The sequence below is a fragment of the Cellulophaga sp. L1A9 genome (assembly GCF_009797025.1).
GTDB lineage: Bacteria > Bacteroidota > Bacteroidia > Flavobacteriales > Flavobacteriaceae > Cellulophaga.
Map to the genome: position 1 here is coordinate 2,661,588 of NZ_CP047027.1, position 18,771 is coordinate 2,680,358.

At 34.4% G+C, this 18,771-nt stretch carries 14 protein-coding genes and 1 riboswitch; of the genes, 11 read left to right on the forward strand and 3 right to left on the reverse strand.

Going from position 1 to position 18,771, the window contains the following annotated elements; translation table 11 throughout:
• Nucleotides 1–153 precede the first annotated feature (153 nt).
• Nucleotides 154–1,731, forward strand: coding sequence for a beta-1,3-glucanase family protein (locus GQR94_RS11550; RefSeq protein ID WP_158975644.1), 1,578 nt, complete (start codon nucleotides 154–156; stop codon nucleotides 1,729–1,731).
• 41 nt (nucleotides 1,732–1,772) lie between these two features.
• Here GQR94_RS11550 and GQR94_RS11555 read toward each other — a convergent pair whose 3' ends face one another.
• Entirely contained in the window at nucleotides 1,773–2,387 is a 615-nt protein-coding gene (locus GQR94_RS11555; protein WP_158975645.1) for a deoxynucleoside kinase, read from the reverse strand.
• Between the two features lie 209 nt (nucleotides 2,388–2,596).
• Here GQR94_RS11555 and GQR94_RS11560 point away from each other — a divergent pair, with 209 nt between their 5' ends.
• The 6 genes from GQR94_RS11560 to GQR94_RS11585 all read left to right on the forward strand — a co-directional run bounded on the left by GQR94_RS11560 (nucleotide 2,597) and on the right by GQR94_RS11585 (nucleotide 14,008).
• The gene (locus GQR94_RS11560) at nucleotides 2,597–3,502 is read left to right on the forward strand and encodes a GLPGLI family protein (RefSeq protein ID WP_158975646.1); all 906 of its coding nucleotides are present in this window, start codon (nucleotides 2,597–2,599) and stop codon (nucleotides 3,500–3,502) included.
• Complete coding sequence (locus GQR94_RS11565) at nucleotides 3,502–6,198, forward strand: outer membrane beta-barrel protein (RefSeq protein ID WP_158975647.1); 2,697 nt, start codon at nucleotides 3,502–3,504, stop codon at nucleotides 6,196–6,198. The genes GQR94_RS11560 and GQR94_RS11565 overlap by 1 nt, the downstream gene beginning before the upstream one ends.
• 195 nt (nucleotides 6,199–6,393) lie before the next feature.
• A complete protein-coding gene (gene metK, locus GQR94_RS11570) occupies nucleotides 6,394–7,650 on the forward strand; it encodes a methionine adenosyltransferase (protein WP_158975648.1) in 1,257 nt (418 codons plus the stop codon).
• Nucleotides 7,651–7,805: 155 nt separating this feature from the next.
• A riboswitch (SAM riboswitch) is annotated at nucleotides 7,806–7,931 on the forward strand.
• 135 nt (nucleotides 7,932–8,066) lie between these two features.
• Nucleotides 8,067–9,341: an O-acetylhomoserine aminocarboxypropyltransferase/cysteine synthase family protein gene (locus GQR94_RS11575; RefSeq protein WP_158975649.1), complete on the forward strand. Its 1,275-nt coding sequence runs from the start codon at nucleotides 8,067–8,069 to the stop codon at nucleotides 9,339–9,341.
• 70 nt (nucleotides 9,342–9,411) lie between these two features.
• Nucleotides 9,412–12,798 (forward strand): bifunctional aspartate kinase/homoserine dehydrogenase I, encoded by a 3,387-nt coding sequence (gene thrA / locus GQR94_RS11580; protein ID WP_158975650.1) that lies wholly within the window; start codon nucleotides 9,412–9,414, stop codon nucleotides 12,796–12,798.
• A 43-nt stretch (nucleotides 12,799–12,841) separates the two neighbouring features.
• On the forward strand, nucleotides 12,842–14,008 hold the full coding sequence (locus GQR94_RS11585; RefSeq protein ID WP_199271478.1) for a PLP-dependent aspartate aminotransferase family protein: 1,167 nt from the start codon (nucleotides 12,842–12,844) through the stop codon (nucleotides 14,006–14,008).
• A gap of 48 nt (nucleotides 14,009–14,056) precedes the next feature.
• On the opposite strand, the gene GQR94_RS11590 is transcribed toward GQR94_RS11585, so the two are convergent.
• Nucleotides 14,057–14,584, reverse strand: coding sequence for a hypothetical protein (locus GQR94_RS11590; RefSeq protein ID WP_158975651.1), 528 nt, complete (start codon nucleotides 14,582–14,584; stop codon nucleotides 14,057–14,059).
• Nucleotides 14,585–14,823: 239 nt separating this feature from the next.
• Nucleotides 14,824–16,092 (reverse strand): arylsulfotransferase family protein, encoded by a 1,269-nt coding sequence (locus GQR94_RS11595; RefSeq protein ID WP_158975652.1) that lies wholly within the window; start codon nucleotides 16,090–16,092, stop codon nucleotides 14,824–14,826.
• A gap of 196 nt (nucleotides 16,093–16,288) precedes the next feature.
• Here GQR94_RS11595 and GQR94_RS11600 point away from each other — a divergent pair, with 196 nt between their 5' ends.
• From GQR94_RS11600 to cysD, 4 genes are all read left to right on the forward strand, one after another.
• The gene (locus GQR94_RS11600; protein ID WP_158975653.1) at nucleotides 16,289–16,699 is read left to right on the forward strand and encodes an Rrf2 family transcriptional regulator; all 411 of its coding nucleotides are present in this window, start codon (nucleotides 16,289–16,291) and stop codon (nucleotides 16,697–16,699) included.
• 177 nt (nucleotides 16,700–16,876) lie between these two features.
• Nucleotides 16,877–17,140 (forward strand): DUF2061 domain-containing protein, encoded by a 264-nt coding sequence (locus GQR94_RS11605; protein WP_158975654.1) that lies wholly within the window; start codon nucleotides 16,877–16,879, stop codon nucleotides 17,138–17,140.
• Nucleotides 17,128–17,772, forward strand: coding sequence for a phosphoadenosine phosphosulfate reductase family protein (locus GQR94_RS11610; protein WP_370458251.1), 645 nt, complete (start codon nucleotides 17,128–17,130; stop codon nucleotides 17,770–17,772). The genes GQR94_RS11605 and GQR94_RS11610 overlap by 13 nt, the downstream gene beginning before the upstream one ends.
• 86 nt (nucleotides 17,773–17,858) lie before the next feature.
• Nucleotides 17,859–18,761: a sulfate adenylyltransferase subunit CysD gene (gene cysD, locus GQR94_RS11615; RefSeq protein ID WP_158975655.1), complete on the forward strand. Its 903-nt coding sequence runs from the start codon at nucleotides 17,859–17,861 to the stop codon at nucleotides 18,759–18,761.
• The last annotated feature ends 10 nt before the right edge of the window (nucleotides 18,762–18,771 follow it).

The following is an 18,771-nucleotide window of genomic DNA, read 5'->3' on the forward strand; positions in this document are numbered from 1 at the left end:
ATAAATCTATAAAGTTAAAGTTATGATTACTGTGTTCATGAAATGAGAAAATTATTTCATAGCATTTGTGTTATAACAGTGTGAAATGTACCGAGAATACTTTTGCGATTTATTTTTTTGAATATATAATTTTAGAAATTAAAAGCTATGAATATGGTAAAAATTAGGCTCTGCTGCCTATTGAGTTTTGTAAGCTATCAACTAATCGCACAATTGACTATTCCCTATACTTTTGAGAATAATTCAGGATATCGTGATGATGAAATTTATATTGGATTAGTTGGTAAAATAGAATCAACTGGTGATGTGTGGATGGAGCTTACGAATAGTACTATTCAGGAAATGGATCCATCATACAATACCATTTCAGGACCAGAATGGAGCACACCATCTGATTGGTTGTATCCTGATATTTTTACTAAATTGAGTGATGTTGCTGATAAAACGATACAAATTCCACAAGGTTTATATGCTTGTAGAATTTTTATTTCATTTCAATCTCCAATGTATTTGCGTTTTCATGAAACGGGAGGATACGCTGGAGCGAATTTAAATTCAGACACCGATCCAAATGATGGTATTCGTTGGGAATTGGTAGAATTAACTTGGGGGGATTCTGGTTTATGGACAAATACCAGCCGGGTAGATGCCTATCAGTATCCGATGGCTTTAGAGGTTAATGGTTTTTCTGGAGGTTTAACAGGTGCAAATTACTCTGAATCTTATGCAAATGCTATAAATGGAGATGGAACAGTAGCGTTTAAGAAAATAGGAGAGCTTTTGTCTCATGAAGACATTCTTGCTAAATGGGATGAAGAAGTTAGTGAGGCTTATTTGGTGGCTAAAACTGTTAAAAAGCATTCTTATGATGGGGGTCCAATAATTGAACAACCTTCAAAAGTTGCAGAATTTCCAAAGGACGTTTTAGAAGATTATATTGATGAAATATGGAGTGTTTATAGTCAATATAATTTAAATATCAATATAGGAGATAGGGGCACTTGGGTTGGCACTATTAATGAAGATGGCGCGTTTAAATTTACGGATCCCGCCGATGGTAGTACAGCAACTATTTATTGGAAACCAACAACTGTTAATGCATTAGAAGGTTCAGGTTCTTTGGCATATACACCTTATGATGCAAGCATAGATGTTGAGGCGTATAATGAAGATTTAATGATTCAGGCACAAATATCTGCAGCAATTACTAGGCATGCTATTTATACAAATATTACAGATGATACGGTTCAGTATTCTCATGACGATTCTCGTTATTTTATTTATAGTCCTTTTAATGAATATGTGAAGTATTTTCATGACGATGAAATAAGTTACGATTCTAAAACATATGCTTTTGCGTATGATGATGTGGGCGATCATTCTTCCACAATCCAATGTACCTTTCCTACAGATGTTAAGGTAATAATTGGTGGTTATGGGGTTAACTCAGTTTCTGATTCAGTAAGTATAGATAAAGGGGATGATTCTGAAGAAGCATTGGCTATTTCACCAAACCCCACTACAGGAATAAATCCTCAAGTTACGGGGATAGGTGAAGATGTTGTTATCGCTATTTATGGCTTAGATGGTAAGTTTATAGGAAGTGAATTGGTAAGTGATTCAGATTCCTTTACTTTAGAAACACTTGGACTAGCTGATGGAATGTATTTAATAGTTGTCCGTGAAAAGTTAGGTAAAACTTTAAAGAGTTTTAAGCTATTGGTAAATTAATGGAGTAGCTTTTTAAGGAAACGATTACAGAAATTAATGGCTTAAAATAAGCCATTAATTTCTGCGTCAATTCTGTTAATAATTGTTCCTAAATCTTCAGGATTATCCACAAAATCTAAATTGTCTACATCAATAATTAAAAGCTTACCTTTTTCATAACTCTGGCTCCATGCTTCATAGCGCTCGTTAAGTCTGCTTAAATAATCAATAGAAATGGTATTCTCGTAATCACGACCTCTTTTGTGTATTTGTTTTACTAAATTAGGAATAGAACTCCGTAGATATATTAATAAATCTGGTGGTTGTACCAATTCTTGCATTAATTCAAAAAGGCTAGAATAATTATTGAAATCTCTATTGGTCAATAGGCCCATAGCATGTAAGTTCGGAGCAAAAATATAGGCATCCTCATAAATGGTACGGTCTTGAATAATATTTTTCCCCGTTTCTCTAATTTCTAGAATTTGCCGAAATCTGCTATTCAAAAAATAAATTTGAAGGTTAAAACTCCAACGTTCCATTTGATTGTAAAAATCATCAAGATAAGGGTTGTCAACTACATCTTCAAAATGAGGTTCCCAATTAAAGTGTTTTGAAAGTAATTTGGTTAATGTTGTTTTTCCAGCACCAATATTTCCCGCAACAGCAACATGCATAGTATAATTTGTGTTTAATGGTTTTTAATTTCTAAGGGGCACACAATATACAACGATTCTTGGGTAGTAGGAAAAATAGTTGCTGAAATGCATAAATGTTTTTTATCCTTTTTTTTAAATCAATATTGGAATGTGATTTTATTTTAGGCATCACCTTTAAACCTTTTCCTTTTTTTTTAGTCACATAGGAACAATAACCCGATACAATCATGAAAAACATACTGCTATTTATTTTTGCCTGTTTTATTCACTTCTCAAGCATACAGGCTCAAGACTTTCAAGGGAAGGCAATTTACCTCTCTAAAACCTCTGTGGCCGACTTTAATTTTGGAGGACGCCAAGTATCAGAAGAACAAAAGAAAAGATTTATGGAGCGCATGAAAGAGCAGTCTGAGAAAACATTTGTTCTCACATTTGATAAAGCAGCGGCGATTTATGAGGAAGAAGAAAAATTAGAAACTCCTGGTCAAGACAGTGGAGGAAGAGGTAGATTCAGATTTGGAGATTTTTCTGGGGGTAAATTGTATAAAAACATCAAAGACCAAAATTATTCCAAAGAATCGGAAATGTTCGGGAAAGTATTCTTAATTAAAGATGAGCTGCAGCAGTTAAATTGGACCATGGGTTCTGAAACAAAAAAAATAGGCAACTATACCTGTTATAAAGCAACGGCCATAAAAGCTATTGATTCTACAAATTTTGATAGTTTAAGAAGAAAAAGAGATCGCGATAGAAAAAAAGAAGATTCTGATAATGCTGTGAAAAAGGATTCTACAAAAAATAATGTCAGCATGTTTAAGGACAAAGAAGAGCCAAAAGAAATTGAAATTACAGCTTGGTTTACACCTGAAATACCTGTAAGTCAAGGTCCAGGAGAATATTGGGGTTTGCCGGGGTTAATTCTAGAAGTTAATGCAGGGAATACAGTACTCCTTTGTACTAAGATAGTTCTTAATGCAGATGAAAAAACAGAAATAAAAGCACCAACAAAAGGAAAGGTGGTTTCTCAACAAGAATACAATGAAACTCTTCTGGTTAAAATGGAAGAAATGTCTGAGCGTTTCAGAGGTGGAAATAGAGGTTCAGGTGGTAACTCAAATAGAGGAAGAAACTAATGAGAAATTTATTTATAAAAAAGCAGACCTTACTACTTCTTTTTCTTATAACCTTTGTTGGGGTTGTCAATGCTCAAAAAATAACCATAACGGGAATTTTGAAAGATGCTTCAGGGAGCCCTTTAGAAATGGCAAATGTGGTTGCTGTAAATCAAGAAACGAAAAGCTTGGATGGATTCGGAATTACGGATCCTAATGGTAAATATAAAGTCAATGTTAATCAGAATAGCACGTATAGTTTAAAGTTTAGCTATATAGGTTTTCAACCTAGAGAGTTTCTAATTGAAACAAAAGAAGAGGATCTTCAACGCGATATAGTTTTAGAGGAGCAAGCAGAAAGTTTAGATGAGGTTGAGGTGGTTTATGAAATGCCAGTTGTAGTTAAGGGGGATACTATTGTGTACAATACAGACTCTTTTGTTACTGGAACCGAAAAAAAATTAGAAGATGTACTGAGTAAACTTCCCGGAGTAGAAATTAATGAGGATGGAGAAATTGAGGTAGAAGGAAAAACCGTTACCAAAGTAATGGTCAATGGAAAAGATTTTTTTGACGGAGACTCTAAATTAGCCGCAAAAAATATTCCCGCAAATGCCCTTGATAAGATAGAAGTTCTTAGAAACTACAGTGAAGTTTCACAATTAAGTGGAGTCACAAACAATCAAGATAATGTAGCTTTAAATATTAAGCTTAAATCAGGAAAAGAGAAGTTTTGGTTTGGTGAAATAACGGCGGGCCTAGGATTGGATGATCGGTATTTAGCGCACCCTAAATTGTTTTTTTATAGTCCTAAATACAGTATCAATATCTTAACGGATCTTAATAATATTGGTCAATTGCCTTTTACGTCAAGAGATTATAGAAATTTTACGGGTGGCTTTAGGAGTAGAACAGGAAATACAGGAACTAGTTTTAGTGTTGGAGATGGTGGTTTGGGCTTATCTCAGCTCCAAAATAACCGTGCTAAAGAAATAAATACAAGGTTTGGTGCAGTGAATTTTAGTTATGCACCAACAGAAAAATTAGATTTAAGTGGCTTCGCAATTTATTCCTATGCCAATACAGACTTGCAAACAGTAGCAACGCGTACCTATATTAGTAGTAATCAACAAGAAATAACCACAACAGGTACAGAACAAACGTCTAATTTAGGGTTGTTTAAATTAAGTGCGGCATATAAACCTAGTGCAAATTTACAAGTAGAATATGATGCACTAGCAAAATTTTCTGATGAAAATGAAGATGTAGCTATTTTGTCTGTTGCGGATGTTACAGATCAGATTTTCGAGAATAAACAGCAAACACCTTCTAGTTTTAATCAAAATGCAAATGCGTATTATACCGTAGATGAAAAGAATATATTGGCTTTTGAAGCGCAATATTTAATACAAAACGAAGATCCTTTTTATAATGCAATTCGTGAAATCCAACCTTTTGAGAGTATTCTTCCTTTAGATGAAAATCAATCTAATTACAACATCAATCAAGATCGAAAAATAAAAACAAATAAGTTTGATTTTAAGACCGATTACTATTTTATTACGGGAGCTAAAAGTAATATTAATTTCACTTTAGGTACTACGCAAAGTAGTCAGGAATTCAATTCAAACATCTTTCAAATTTTAGATGGCAATTCAGAATTGCAATTCACGGATGCTGATTTAGTGAATGATGTGGAATATAATTTTTCTGATATTTTCTTTGGGTTTCATTATAAATTAATTGTAGGGAAATTTACGTTTAACCCTGGTTTTAAAGTGCATGACTATAAGGCTAAGAACACACAATTGGCTACTTCGGTTACAGATGATTTATTCAATGTTGTTCCAGATCTTTTTGTAAATCTTCAATTAAAGCAATCAGAAAGCATTCGTTTTAATTATACTGTAAATCGTCAGTTTTCAGATATAGATAAATTTTCTAGAGCGTATATTTTTAGTAATTACAACTCCATGTATCAAGGAAATCGTGATTTAGAAAGTGCGTTGTTTCATAATTTATCACTTAATTTCTTCAGTTTTAGTATGTTCAATATGCAAAACATTTTTGCTAATATTAATTATAGTAAGCGTGTAGATGCATTTAAAAATAATAGTTCTATTATCGGAATTAATCAGGTGAGTTCAACCATTAATTCTAATTTGGAAGATGAAGTATTATCTGGTTCTGCCAATTTTCAAAGAACATTTGGAAAAATAAAGGTAAGTTCAAGAGGGTCGCTTTCTTATTCCAATTTAAATAATATTGTCAATGATAGTCCTAGTGTTTCTGAGTCGCTAACACAGAGTTATAGAGCTTCATTAGCTACGAGTTTTAAAGATGCGCCTAATGTTGAGGTAGGGTATAATTATGCGGTTAATAATTATGATAACGGAGGAAATTCATCTACGTATTATACAGATACACCTTTTCTTAAAGTTGATGCAGCTTTCTTAAAAAGTTTTATTTTTCTTGCGGATCTAGATTACTACCATTATCGTGATAAGGCGGACTCAATTAATAATGAATATGGAAATTTAGATACCAGTATATCCTACCAAAAAAAAGATAGTAAGTGGGAGTATAGTGTAGAAGTAACCAATTTACTTAATAATACAGAGTTAAATCAAGATAGCTTTAATGAGCTGTTTTATAGAACCTCCTCGTATGTGGTACAACCACGATATGTAATGTTTAAAATTAAGTATGATCTGTAAAATTGCAATTTGTTGTTAAACCATTTTTCAGATCCCATCTTTTATTTTACTTTTGCGCTATTATTAATTGAGGACGGATTTGACTGATTGCAACCTCGTAAAAAATGCTAAAGCAGTTGTGACTGAAATTTCTTTTCGGTTCATAAACTTCTTTTAACCTTTCTGTCAAGTCTATTCTAGAAAATAAAACCATTTATGGCTTATTTATTCACATCAGAATCTGTTAGTGAAGGGCACCCAGATAAAGTAGCAGACCAAATAAGTGATGCGCTTTTAGATAATTTTTTGGCTTTTGATCCAGAAAGCAAAGTAGCATGCGAAACATTAGTAACTACAGGTCAGGTTGTATTGGCTGGGGAAGTTAAGAGTGATACCTATTTAGATGTTCAGCAAATAGCAAGAGATGTTATTAATAAGATTGGATATACTAAAGGAGAATATCAATTTAGTGGAGATTCTTGTGGTGTTATTTCTTTAATTCATGAGCAATCTCAAGATATTAGTCAAGGTGTAGATCGTGGTTCTAAAGAAGAGCAAGGTGCAGGAGACCAAGGGATGATGTTTGGGTATGCGACCAAAGAAACGGAAAACTATATGCCTTTGGCTTTAGATATTTCGCATAAAATATTACAGATCTTAGCAGACTTAAGAAGAGAAGGTAAAGAGATTTCATATTTAAGACCAGATGCAAAAGCACAAGTAACTATAGAGTATAGTGATGAAAATGTGCCGCAACGTATAGACACTATTGTAGTATCTACTCAACACGATGCATTTGATGCTGATGATGAAAAAATGTTAGCAAAAATTAAAACAGATATTATTTCTATTTTAATTCCTAAAGTAAAAGAACAATTGCCAGTACATATTCAGGCTTTGTTTGATGATGCAATTACGTACCATATAAATCCAACAGGAAAATTTGTTATCGGTGGCCCTCATGGAGATACGGGTTTAACAGGTCGTAAGATTATTGTAGATACTTATGGTGGTAAAGGTGCTCATGGTGGTGGCGCTTTTAGTGGTAAAGATCCAAGTAAAGTAGATAGAAGTGCGGCGTATGCTGCGCGTCATGCTGCTAAAAATTTAGTAGCTGCAGGAGTGGCTGATGAAATTTTAGTTCAAGTTAGTTATGCTATTGGAGTAGTGGAGCCGACCTCTATTTATGTAGATACTTATGGAACTTCAAAAGTGAATTTGAACGATGGTCAAATAGCTAAAAAAGTAGCAGAATTGTTTGACATGCGTCCGTTCGCAATAGAAGCCCGTTTAAAATTACGTAACCCTATTTATTTAGAAACAGCAGCCTATGGTCACATGGGGAAAGAACCAATAACAGTAACAAAAACTTTTGAATCACCTTACAACGGTAGAGTTGAGAAAGAAGTGGAGTTATTTACTTGGGAGAAATTAGACATGCTTGATGAAGTAAAAGCAGCATTTGGAATATAAATTTTTGAAAGTTTCTAGCGGTCAATATTAGTAGTGACATTAGATCGCTAGAAACTTAACAAAAAAGTGACATTTTATAATTATTGGTGAATAATTAGGAATTTAAAAAGTTCCGACGTTATATTTGCACCGCACAAGTTCAAACACGTATTGAATAGTTATCAAGAAAGGTGGAGGGAATAGACCCTTTGAAACCTTAGCAACCCTTTGTTCTTTTTCTAGAACAATGAAGGTGCTAAATTCTACCAAAAATTGCTTTATGCATTGGCGGCAGATAACGAAAAAATTAATTGCTATTCTTAGCAATTGAATATTTCTTCTTAATAACTTTTTGATTTTTATCTATGCCAGTCGTATACGTCTGCTACTAGAGTTTGGCTTTTTATTTTATAACAAATTTAAAAAACAAAAAGATCATGAGTACACAAAAATTAGCAACAAACGCTTTACATGCAGGGCATGATACTACACAAACTGGAGGAACAAGAGCAGTGCCTATCTATCAAACATCATCTTATGTTTTTAGAGATACAGATCATGCTGCAAAATTATTTTCTTTAGGGGAATTAGGGTTTATCTATACGCGTTTAAATAATCCTACCAATCAAATTCTACAAGATAGATTAGCAGCTGTAGAAGGTGGAGTGGGGGCAGTAGTTTTTGCTTCAGGTACCGCAGCAATTTCAACAGGTTTGTTAACTTTATTAAAAGCAGGTGATCATATTGTTGCTTCGAGCAGTTTATATGGGGGGACGTTTAATTTATTGAATGTAACCTTACCTAGATTAGGGATTACAACCACCTTTGTAGATGCATCTGATCCGGATAATTTTGGTAAGGCAGTACAAGATAATACACGAGTTTTTTTTGTAGAATCTCTAGGAAATCCAAAATTGGATGTTTTAGATTTGAAAGCAATTTCAAAACATGCTAAAGCGGCACAAGTGCCTTTTATTGTAGATAATACCGTAGCTTCTCCCGTATTATTAAATCCTATTGAACACGGTGCAGATCTTGTGATTCATTCCTTGACAAAATATATTGGAGGCCATGGAACTTCTTTAGGAGGCGCTATTGTGGATGCAGGTACCTTTGATTGGACGAATGGAAAATTCCCTGAATTTACAGAACCTTCTGCAGGGTATCATGGGTTGGTCTATAGCGAAGCTTTAGGAGCAGCTGCATTTACGTTTAAGCTAATTTTAGAAGGCTTACGTGATTTTGGTGGTGCTTTGAGTCCGTTTAATGCATTTCAAATTATTCAAGGACTAGAAACCTTACCAGTACGTATCAAACAACATAGTGCAAATGCATTAGCGTTAGCTACGTGGTTAGAAGGTAGAGAAGAAGTTGCTTGGGTAAACTATCCTGGATTAAAAAGTAGTAAGTACTATAGTTTAGCAAAAGAATATTTACCTAAAGGACAAAGCGGCTTAGTTACCTTCGGAATTAAAGGAGGTTTTGAAGCGGCTCAGAAAGTAACTGATGCCACTAAAATATTCTCGTTATTAGCTAATATTGGGGATACAAAATCATTAATTATTCATCCAGCAAGTACAACCCACCAACAATTAACAGCAGCGCAACAAGAAGCAGCGGGAGTACCGCAAGACCTAGTACGTTTGTCTGTTGGTTTGGAAGATATTGAAGATTTAAAAGCAGATTTAGTTCAGGCTTTTGAATCGCTTTAATTTTCGCAGAGCTTACTTTAATTACACATTTTATTTGGCCTTTTTAGGCTTGATTGATTAAAAATATACTATGCTACAGCATTTAACGATACCTAATTATACCAATCACGGCGGTACTACTCAAGATATTAATTTATCCTACCAGCTATTTGGACCTGAATTACACACTGCACCAATTATTTTGGTAAATCATGCCTTAACGGGTAGCTCTGATGTGGCAGGCGAAAATGGTTGGTGGTCTGCATTAATTGGGGATGGAAAATGTATCGATACACAGAAATACACCATTTTAGTATTCAATGTGCCAGGGAATGGTCATGATGGTTTTGTGGTTGAAAACTATAAAGATTTTGTAGCCCAAGATATCGCAAAGCTATTTCTGATAGGACTTAAAAAACTAGAAGTGAATCGTCTTTTTGCCCTTATTGGAGGTTCTATGGGTGGCGGTATTGCCTGGGAAATGATCGCTTTAGAGCCTAATCTAACGGAGAATTTAATTCCTGTAGCATCAGATTGGAAATCTACAGATTGGCTGATTGCTAATTGTCAAATTCAAGAGCAATTTTTATTGAATTCTAGTCAGCCTGTACATGATGCCCGTATGCATGCTATGTTATGTTATAGAACGCCAGAATCTTTTAAAGAGCGGTTTAAGCGAAGCACGAATGAAGAATTACATGTGTTTAATGTAGAAAGTTGGTTAACACATCATGGTGCAAAACTGCAAGAGCGTTTTCAATTGTCTGCGTATAAGTTGATGAATCAGCTCTTGAAAACTATAGATATTACTAGAGATAATAAAGATGCTTTTTCAACGATTGAAAAAAGTGCAACGAACATTCATATTATAGGCGTTGATTCTGATTTATTTTTTACAGCAAAAGAAAATAGAGACACTTTTAAGCAATTGGCGCAGGTAAACAGTAATGTTACCTATGGTGAGATACGGTCACTACATGGGCATGATGCTTTTTTAATTGAGTTTCAACAAATGGAACAATTGCTAAAAGGAATATTTGATCAAAATGGACAAAATAAACGGATCAAGATATTAAAATTCGGAGGTAAGTCTTTGGCGAATGGAGATGGTTTAGACCGAGTTTTAGAGCTTGTAGCGACTAAAGTCAATAGAGGTGAAAATATTGGTATTGTTTTATCTGCACGTGGTAAAGCTACTGATCAATTAGAAACGATACTTAAGAGAGCGTCTAAAGGAAAAGAATATTCAAAAGATTTTGAAGCTTTTAAAGAATATCAACAATCTGATTTTAATATAGCGCTATCTAAAGAATTTTCAGATTTAGAAAAGCTGTTTGAGGGAGTCTCTTTATTAGGAGATTACAGTGCGAAAATAAAAGATCAAGTGTTGTCTTTTGGTGAATTAATTTCAGGAAAAGTAACAACTCAATTGTTGAATGATCTTGGCATAAAAGCTAAATTTATCGATTCCCGTGAATTGATAAAAACAGATAGTAATTTTGGGGATGCTCAGGTATATGAGGCCTTGTCAAAAGAAAATGTTTTAGAGGTTATTTCTAAATTAGATGCGAATGTAGTTCCCGTTATTACTGGGTTTATTGGGTCGAATAAAGGAAACGAAACGACTACTTTAGGAAGAAATGGCAGTAACTATTCAGCAGCATTAATTGCAAACTTTTTAGATGCGGCAGAATTGCAAAATTATACCCATGTAGATGGAATTTATACCGCAAATCCTGATTATGTAGCTGATGCAAAGCGTATTGCGGAACTATCTTATGGGGAAGCCAATGAGCTGGCAAATTTTGGAGCAACCATATTACATGCCAAAACAATTATTCCTTTAATTGAAAAGAATATTCCATTGCGAATATTAAATACATTTAATGGAGATAATGAAGGGACTTTAATTAGCGCTAAGACCAGTAAGGAGGGGATAAAATCACTTTCTGTAATTGAAAATGTAGCCTTAGTTAATTTTGAAGGACGTGGGTTGTTAGGGAAAGTAGGAGTAGATGCACGTGTATTTAAAACTTTAGGAGCAAATAATATAAGTGTGAACATCATATCGCAAGGATCTTCAGAACGTGGTCTTGGTTTTGTGGTTGATGCGGATAAAGCAGAAAAAGCGAAAGAGGTGTTGATTGATGAATTTAGTTCAGATTTTCAAACGAAAGATGTGAACATGATTACGGTGACCAAAGATGTATCGGTAATCTCAATCGTTGGACAAGATTTAAGTTCGTTTCATAAACCCTTTAATGAGCTGATTAAAAACCAAATTGTACCCTTGTTATTTAACAATACCGTTACCGGTAAAAATGTAAGTTTAGTGGTAAGACGTAACGACTTGTACAAGGCTTTGAACGTAATGCATGGTCAAGTTTTTGGAATTAGTAAAAAAGTGAATCTTGCTATATTTGGACACGGAAATGTTGGAGGAACACTAATCGATCAAATATTAAAATCGGCACAAAACATAGAGGAGCGTAAAGGGATTCAATTAAAGGTTTTTGCAGTCGCGAATTCTAAAAAAGTAGTGCTTAATAAAAACGGAATTACAGAAAATTGGAAAGCTGATTTAGATAAAAATGGCGAGCCATTTGAATTAGATGCCATTTTCGATTTTGCAAAAGCACACCATTTAGAAAATTTAATTGCCGTAGATAATACGGCAAGCAAAACCTTTGTAGCATCTTATTTAAATATGATCGAAAATGGTTTTGATTTGGTGTCTTCAAACAAAATCGCAAATACCTTGAGTTTTGATTTTTATCAGAACCTAAGGACCGAATTAGAACGAAGTCAGAAACAATATTTGTATGAAACGAATGTAGGAGCAGGGCTTCCACTTATAGATACCATCAAGTTGCTGCATTTATCAGGCGAGAATATTACGCGTATTAAAGGGGTGTTTTCGGGGTCATTGAGTTATATATTTAATACCTTTTCAGAGGTAGATAGGTCCTTTTCATCCATCTTAAAAGAAGCCATGGAAAAAGGATTTACAGAGCCAGATGCTCGGGAAGATCTTTCTGGGAATGATGTAGGGAGAAAACTTTTAATCTTAGCTAGAGAACTAGATTTAAGTAATGAGTTTTCGGATATTAGTATTCAGAACTTAATTCCGGAAGCATTACATGATGTAACGGTTGATGAATTTAAAAGTAAACTAAGCTCACTAGATTCCATTTTTGAAAAGATTAAAAAAGATCAGAAACCAAACCATGTACTTCGTTATGTAGGTGATTTGTCTGGAGATTTACAAAAAGAAAAAGGTAATTTAGAAGTAAAATTAGTTTCAGTACCTAAAGAAAGTGCTTTAGGGCAAGTGAAAGGTTCAGATTCTATTATAGAAATATATACGGAATCATACGGTGAGAACCCGTTAGTTATCCAAGGCGCGGGAGCAGGTGCAGCAGTAACAGCTCGTGGTGTTTTTGGAGATATATTGAGGATTATAGAAAAAGGTAAATAGATACGAAGAATCAGTAGAGGAATCTCTGATTAACATGATGATTATGAAAAACAAATTTGAAACAGAAGCTATAAGAACGCAAACAGAGCGCTCACAATTTTTGGAGCATTCTACGCCAATGTATGTAACATCCAGCTTTGTATTTGAGGACGCTGAAGATATGCGCGCTTCGTTTAGTGAAGAAAAAGAACGTAATATTTATTCTAGATATTCTAACCCGAATACCAATGAATTTATAGAAAAAGTATGTAAAATGGAAGGAGCAGAAGCTGGTTTTGCTTTTGCATCTGGTATGGCTGCAGTGTTTTCTACTTTTGCCTCTCTTTTAGATAGTGGAGATCATGTGGTATCTGCACGGAATATTTTTGGTTCTACGCATAGTTTATTTATGAACTTTTTACCCAAATGGAATATCACCTCAGATTATTTTGAAATTGATGACTTAGAGGGTATCGATAAATTGATAAAACCCACGACAAAATTTATCTATGCAGAATCGCCTACCAATCCGGGAGTAGATGTTTTAGATCTAGAAAAGTTGGGTAAAATTGCTAAAAAGCATAATGTACTTTTAATTATCGATAACTGTTTTGCAACGCCTTACTTACAGCAACCTATTAAATTTGGTGCGGATTTGGTGATTCACTCAGGAACAAAATTAATGGATGGTCAAGGACGTGTTTTGGCAGGAATTACTGTAGGAAGTGCAGAATTAATAGATAAGGTTTATCGTTTTTCTCGCATTACGGGACCTGCACTATCACCCTTTAATGCCTGGGTAATTTCGAAAAGTTTAGAAACCTTAGCTGTTCGTGTAGATCGTCATTGTGAAAATGCCTTAAAATTGGCTGAGTTTCTTGAAAATCATCCAAAAGTAAATTGGGTAAAATACCCTTTTTTAAAATCGCATCCCATGTATGAAGTTGCTAAAAAGCAAATGAAAGCAGGGGGTAGCATAGTTGCTTTTGAAGTTAACGGCGGATTAGAAGCAGGAAGAAAGTTTTTTGATTCGATTAAATTGTTATCACTCTCTGCGAATTTAGGAGATTCTAGAAGTATTGTAACGCACCCAGCATCTACAACACACAGTAAATTAACCACAGTAGAACGTGAAGCAGTAAATATAACCGATGGTACCGTACGTGTTTCCGTTGGTTTAGAACATATTGATGATATTATTTCAGATATAAAGCAAGCCTTAGAATCATAGTAGCAAATTTTAAACACAAAAAAAGCGCCTTGGCATTAAGGCGCTTTTTTATTTTGTAAGTGTCATATAATATGTTGCTACCGTATGGATATCTGCTCCAAAAAAATCTTGAGTAGTATTCATTTCGAAGCTTAAATTAATTTTTGTATCCGTTAGCGAGGTAATCGTGAAACTTACTTCTTCATCACCTGATCCAAAATATAACGTATTGCCTTCTGCTCGCCATTCACTAGCGTCAAAATAATTTTCACCTTCTTGCTCTTCAGTGTTGGTTTCTCCCAAGGTGTTGGTTGTTAAAACAGTAGTGTAAGATCCTTCACTAATAATGGTGTTGGGGTTTTCAGAAAAAAGAACAGTAGCGTCAAAATCTTTACCGACTGCTTCAAACTCAGTGACTATAGATTCACCATCCAAAGAGTACGTTGATGTTCCATTGTTGGTTTCAACAGCTGTAAGATTCCAGATGCCAACAAAAGAGGCATTTGTAGCTATTACGGGGTTATCATTGTCATCTGAACAAGCAGTGATGAGTAGCGTAAAAACGGCCAGAATTGATACTAAATATTTATTAATCATAATTAATTTTTATAATTAGTTGATTGTAAGGTACAACGAATCTAAAAACTAAAAAGTATATGCGGATTAGATTTATTAAATCGAAGGTGATTTTTAAGTATCGTAGGTGTCTTCTATGTTTCTATAGGCTTAAATAGTCACGGATGGTAGAAAGGTTGTATTGTACTATAAAGTGGCTGACCTAAAAGAGCCTCAATAATTAAAATTATTGAGGCTCTTTAAAATTGTTTATTTGGGGTTTATAAACCCAAAGCTACTACTGCGGGGTCATCAATTTCGTAAGCATAGGCTCTCCAAACAGTTGTATAATCTGTATTTTGCCATAACACTTCGCCACTATCAGTTACTTCCCAAATAGTACCATCTCTCCCTTCGGCGATTAAAGTGTTTCCATTACTCATGCGTACGCCACTACCTAGGCCTGAACTATATAATTCGGCATCCGTAAAACTCCACACAACCTCAGGTTCGTTATCTTCTCCAGCAACAAGTTCATAAGGAGGATTCAATTCATATTCCACTACTTCAGACTGGTTGTCATAAATATCATTAGCATACACAATCATATTTCCAGTTGCTATTAGATTAGGGTAGTGTACATTTTTTAAAGTTACCTCTCCCACATTGTCATACGCAAGAGGGTTGCCAAAACGATAGACTAAATCTCCTCCTAAATTATAATTTCCGCCAGTACTAGCGCTAGCTTCTTCTGTAGTTGTGCTATGATCTAAAACCCAAACTTCACTATAATTATTTACAGTAATGTATAGGATATCATTAGTTTCATCTAGCGTAAGACCATTAAAATGCATTAGATCTCCATTTGTTTGACTGCTATTGTAATTAATGTCAACCTTATTAGGGTTATCTACTACGACGCCAAAGTTGGCTTTTGTGTCATCGTAGTTTTGAACTAAATGATCTGTTACATGCCATTCCCAAATAATCTCTTCCGTCAACGGATTCATTTCTACAATGGCATCAGGGAAAATATCGTTATTTTCAGAAAAGCCTAACTCAGCGGCTTCACTCGCGGTTACTTTTTCCCAAACAGGAAAAATGATATTCCCATTAGATAGGTATTCCACATCATGATGAGCCATGTAATCATCACCAGAAGTATAGGAAACTTCCCAGTCAATAGATTGATCAGCATTTATTTTTCTAAACATACCGCCATATCCCCCAAAAGTTATTCCGGCATTATCGGCTTTAAGGCAAACAACTAAACTACCGTCGTCTAAAAGATTTACGTCATTACCTAAACTCCTATCAAATTCCCAGCTAAATAATTGGTCTCCGTCATGGTTTATTAAATAAGCACCATTGCTATTTGTGTCGGCTACCAAAATATAAGAATTGGTATCAATAGATTCTTCTTCAGAGGTTTCTTCATCTGTAGAGGAAGAGCTGGTTTCACTATCGCTGCTACAAGCGCTAAAAGTTATCAATGTTGCTACTAGCAATGTTTGAAATAAAAAATTTACATACTTTCTTTTTTTTATCATCTTCTTAAGTATTAATGTTCGTTTCATATCAAACTCAAAAGTGGATATTAAATTTTATTGTTTTTGGGCTATTCAGTGAATGACCGTTTTCTCTCAGTGAAATTTTATTTTTAAGTCGCTTAATGTGAAAATGGTTTAATTAATAGGAGTTAAATTAGAATTACAACATTCTTTAATTTTATTTATCTTAGCAGCCATGCTATCAAAAAAGACAAAATACGGATTAAAGGCACTTACCTTCTTGGCGCAACAAGTAGATAGGCAACCGGTACAGATTTCTGAAATAGCAAATGCTGAAAACATCTCTCAAAAGTTTTTAGAAACAATCCTATTATCGCTACGAAAAACTGGCTTTTTAGGAAGTAAAAAAGGTAAAGGTGGCGGGTATTATTTAATAAAAGATCCAGCAGAAATACAAATGGCTTCTGTGATGCGCGTTTTAGAAGGACCTATTTCTATGGTGCCTTGTGTGAGTCTCAATTTCTATGAGAAATGTGATGATTGTCCTGATGAAGCAGCATGTGGAGTGCACAAATTAATGCTACAAGTGCGGGATAGTAACCTTGAAGTATATAGAAATACAAGCTTAGCAGATTTAATAGCTTAATTTTAGTACTACTCCTTTTTCATTATCAAATTGATAACAATTTCCTTCTTTTTTTAAAAATCTACTAAAACTATAGGGTAAAGGTAATTTTTATAATCTTTAGCCGACTTACTTAGCAAAATATTTTTATTTTTGCTTACTCTATTAAATCGATAGGGTAATAGAAAAATTAATCACATGATTGCAGATCAATTGATTTTAGATAAGGGAAATACAAAAACAACGTATAAGGAAGATAGCAAATCTGAGGATCCTAGAAGGAGCATCGTTAAGTCTATTAGTTGGAGAATTATTGGTACCATAGATACCGTAATTATTTCTTGGGTTGTGACAGGAACTTTAAAACTAGCTTTTTCAATAGGTGTTGTGGAGCTTTTTACGAAAATGATATTATATTTTTTCCATGAGAGAATGTGGAATAAGATTAAATGGGGAAAATAAATAAGCATATGGCTTTTACAGAAAACGATATACAAAAATGGAATACTGAGTTTGCTTCGGCAAGTCCAGCAGAAATTGTAGCATTTGTGCTAAAGCAAAATTCAAATGCTGTAGTGACTACTAATTTCAGACCTTACGAGGTGAATATTTTACATGCAGTTACGGCTGTAGCTAATGATATTAAAGTTATTTGGTGTGATACAGGGTACAATACGCCAAATACGTACAAACATGCAGAAGATTTAATTAAAAGTTTAAATCTTAATGTGAAATTATACGTGCCTAAACAAACATCATCACATAGAGATGCGGTTATGGGTATACCAGGAATTGAGGATCCTAACCATGCGATTTTTACAGCGCAGGTTAAATTGGAGCCTTTTGGTAGAGCAATGGCAGAACATAAACCAGAAGTTTGGTTTACCAACCTTAGAAAAGGGCAAACGGCGTTGCGTAACTCTTTAGATATTTTTAGTGTAAGTAAAGATGGTGTTTTAAAGGTAAGTCCTTTTTATCATTGGTCAGACGAACAATTAGATACGTATTTAAAGGAGAACAAATTGCCAAACGAACATAAATATTTTGATCCAACCAAGGTGTTAGAAAACCGTGAGTGTGGTTTGCATACTTAATATAATAACCAAGTAAGCATCATAAAATTAGTAGTAAATAGGGTTGTTTAGCAGTGCAGAAATAACCTTGACACTTAAAAAGTAACATGAAAGATACATCAGATATAAATCCATTAGAAAACGAAGCAATTTACATTATTAGAGAGGTGGCTGCTCAATTTGAAAAGCCAGTTTTATTATTCTCTGGTGGTAAAGATTCTATAACCTTAGTGCGTTTGGCACAGAAAGCCTTTTGGCCAGCAAAAATTCCTTTCCCTTTAATGCATATTGATACCGGGCATAATTTTCCTGAAACTATTGAATTTAGAGATAGATTGGTAAAAGAACTAGGTTTAGAGCTTATTGTTCGTAATGTGCAAGATTCTATTGATGAAGGTAAAGTAAAAGAAGAATCTGGGAGATACGCAAGTAGAAATTCTTTGCAGACCACCACATTATTAGATGCTATTGAGGAATTTAAATTTGATGCTTGTATCGGTGGTGCACGTAGAGATGAAGAAAAAGCAAGAGCTAAAGAACGTATTTTTTCTGTTCGTGATGATTTTGGTCAATGGGATGAAAAAAGCCAACGTCCTGAATTGTTTGATATGTTAAACGGTCAAATAGAATTAGGTCAGAACGTACGTTGTTTTCCTATTTCTAACTGGACAGAATTAGATGTTTGGTCTTACATCCAAAAAGAAGAAATTGAAATCCCTTCTATCTATTTTGCACATCAGCGTAAGACTTTTATAAGAGACGGAATGATTTGGTCTGCTGAAGACGATATTGTTTTCCGTGATGAAGATGAGGTGGTTCAAGAACGTTTAGTGCGTTTCCGTACGGTAGGAGATATGTCTTGTACTGCAGCAGTACTTTCTGATGCAGTTAGTATTGATAAAGTAGTCAGTGAAATTAGAGATTCTAGTATCTCTGAGCGTGGAGCACGTATTGATGATAAGCGTTCTGAGGCTGCGATGGAAAAAAGAAAACAACAAGGATATTTCTAGAGACCTCTTA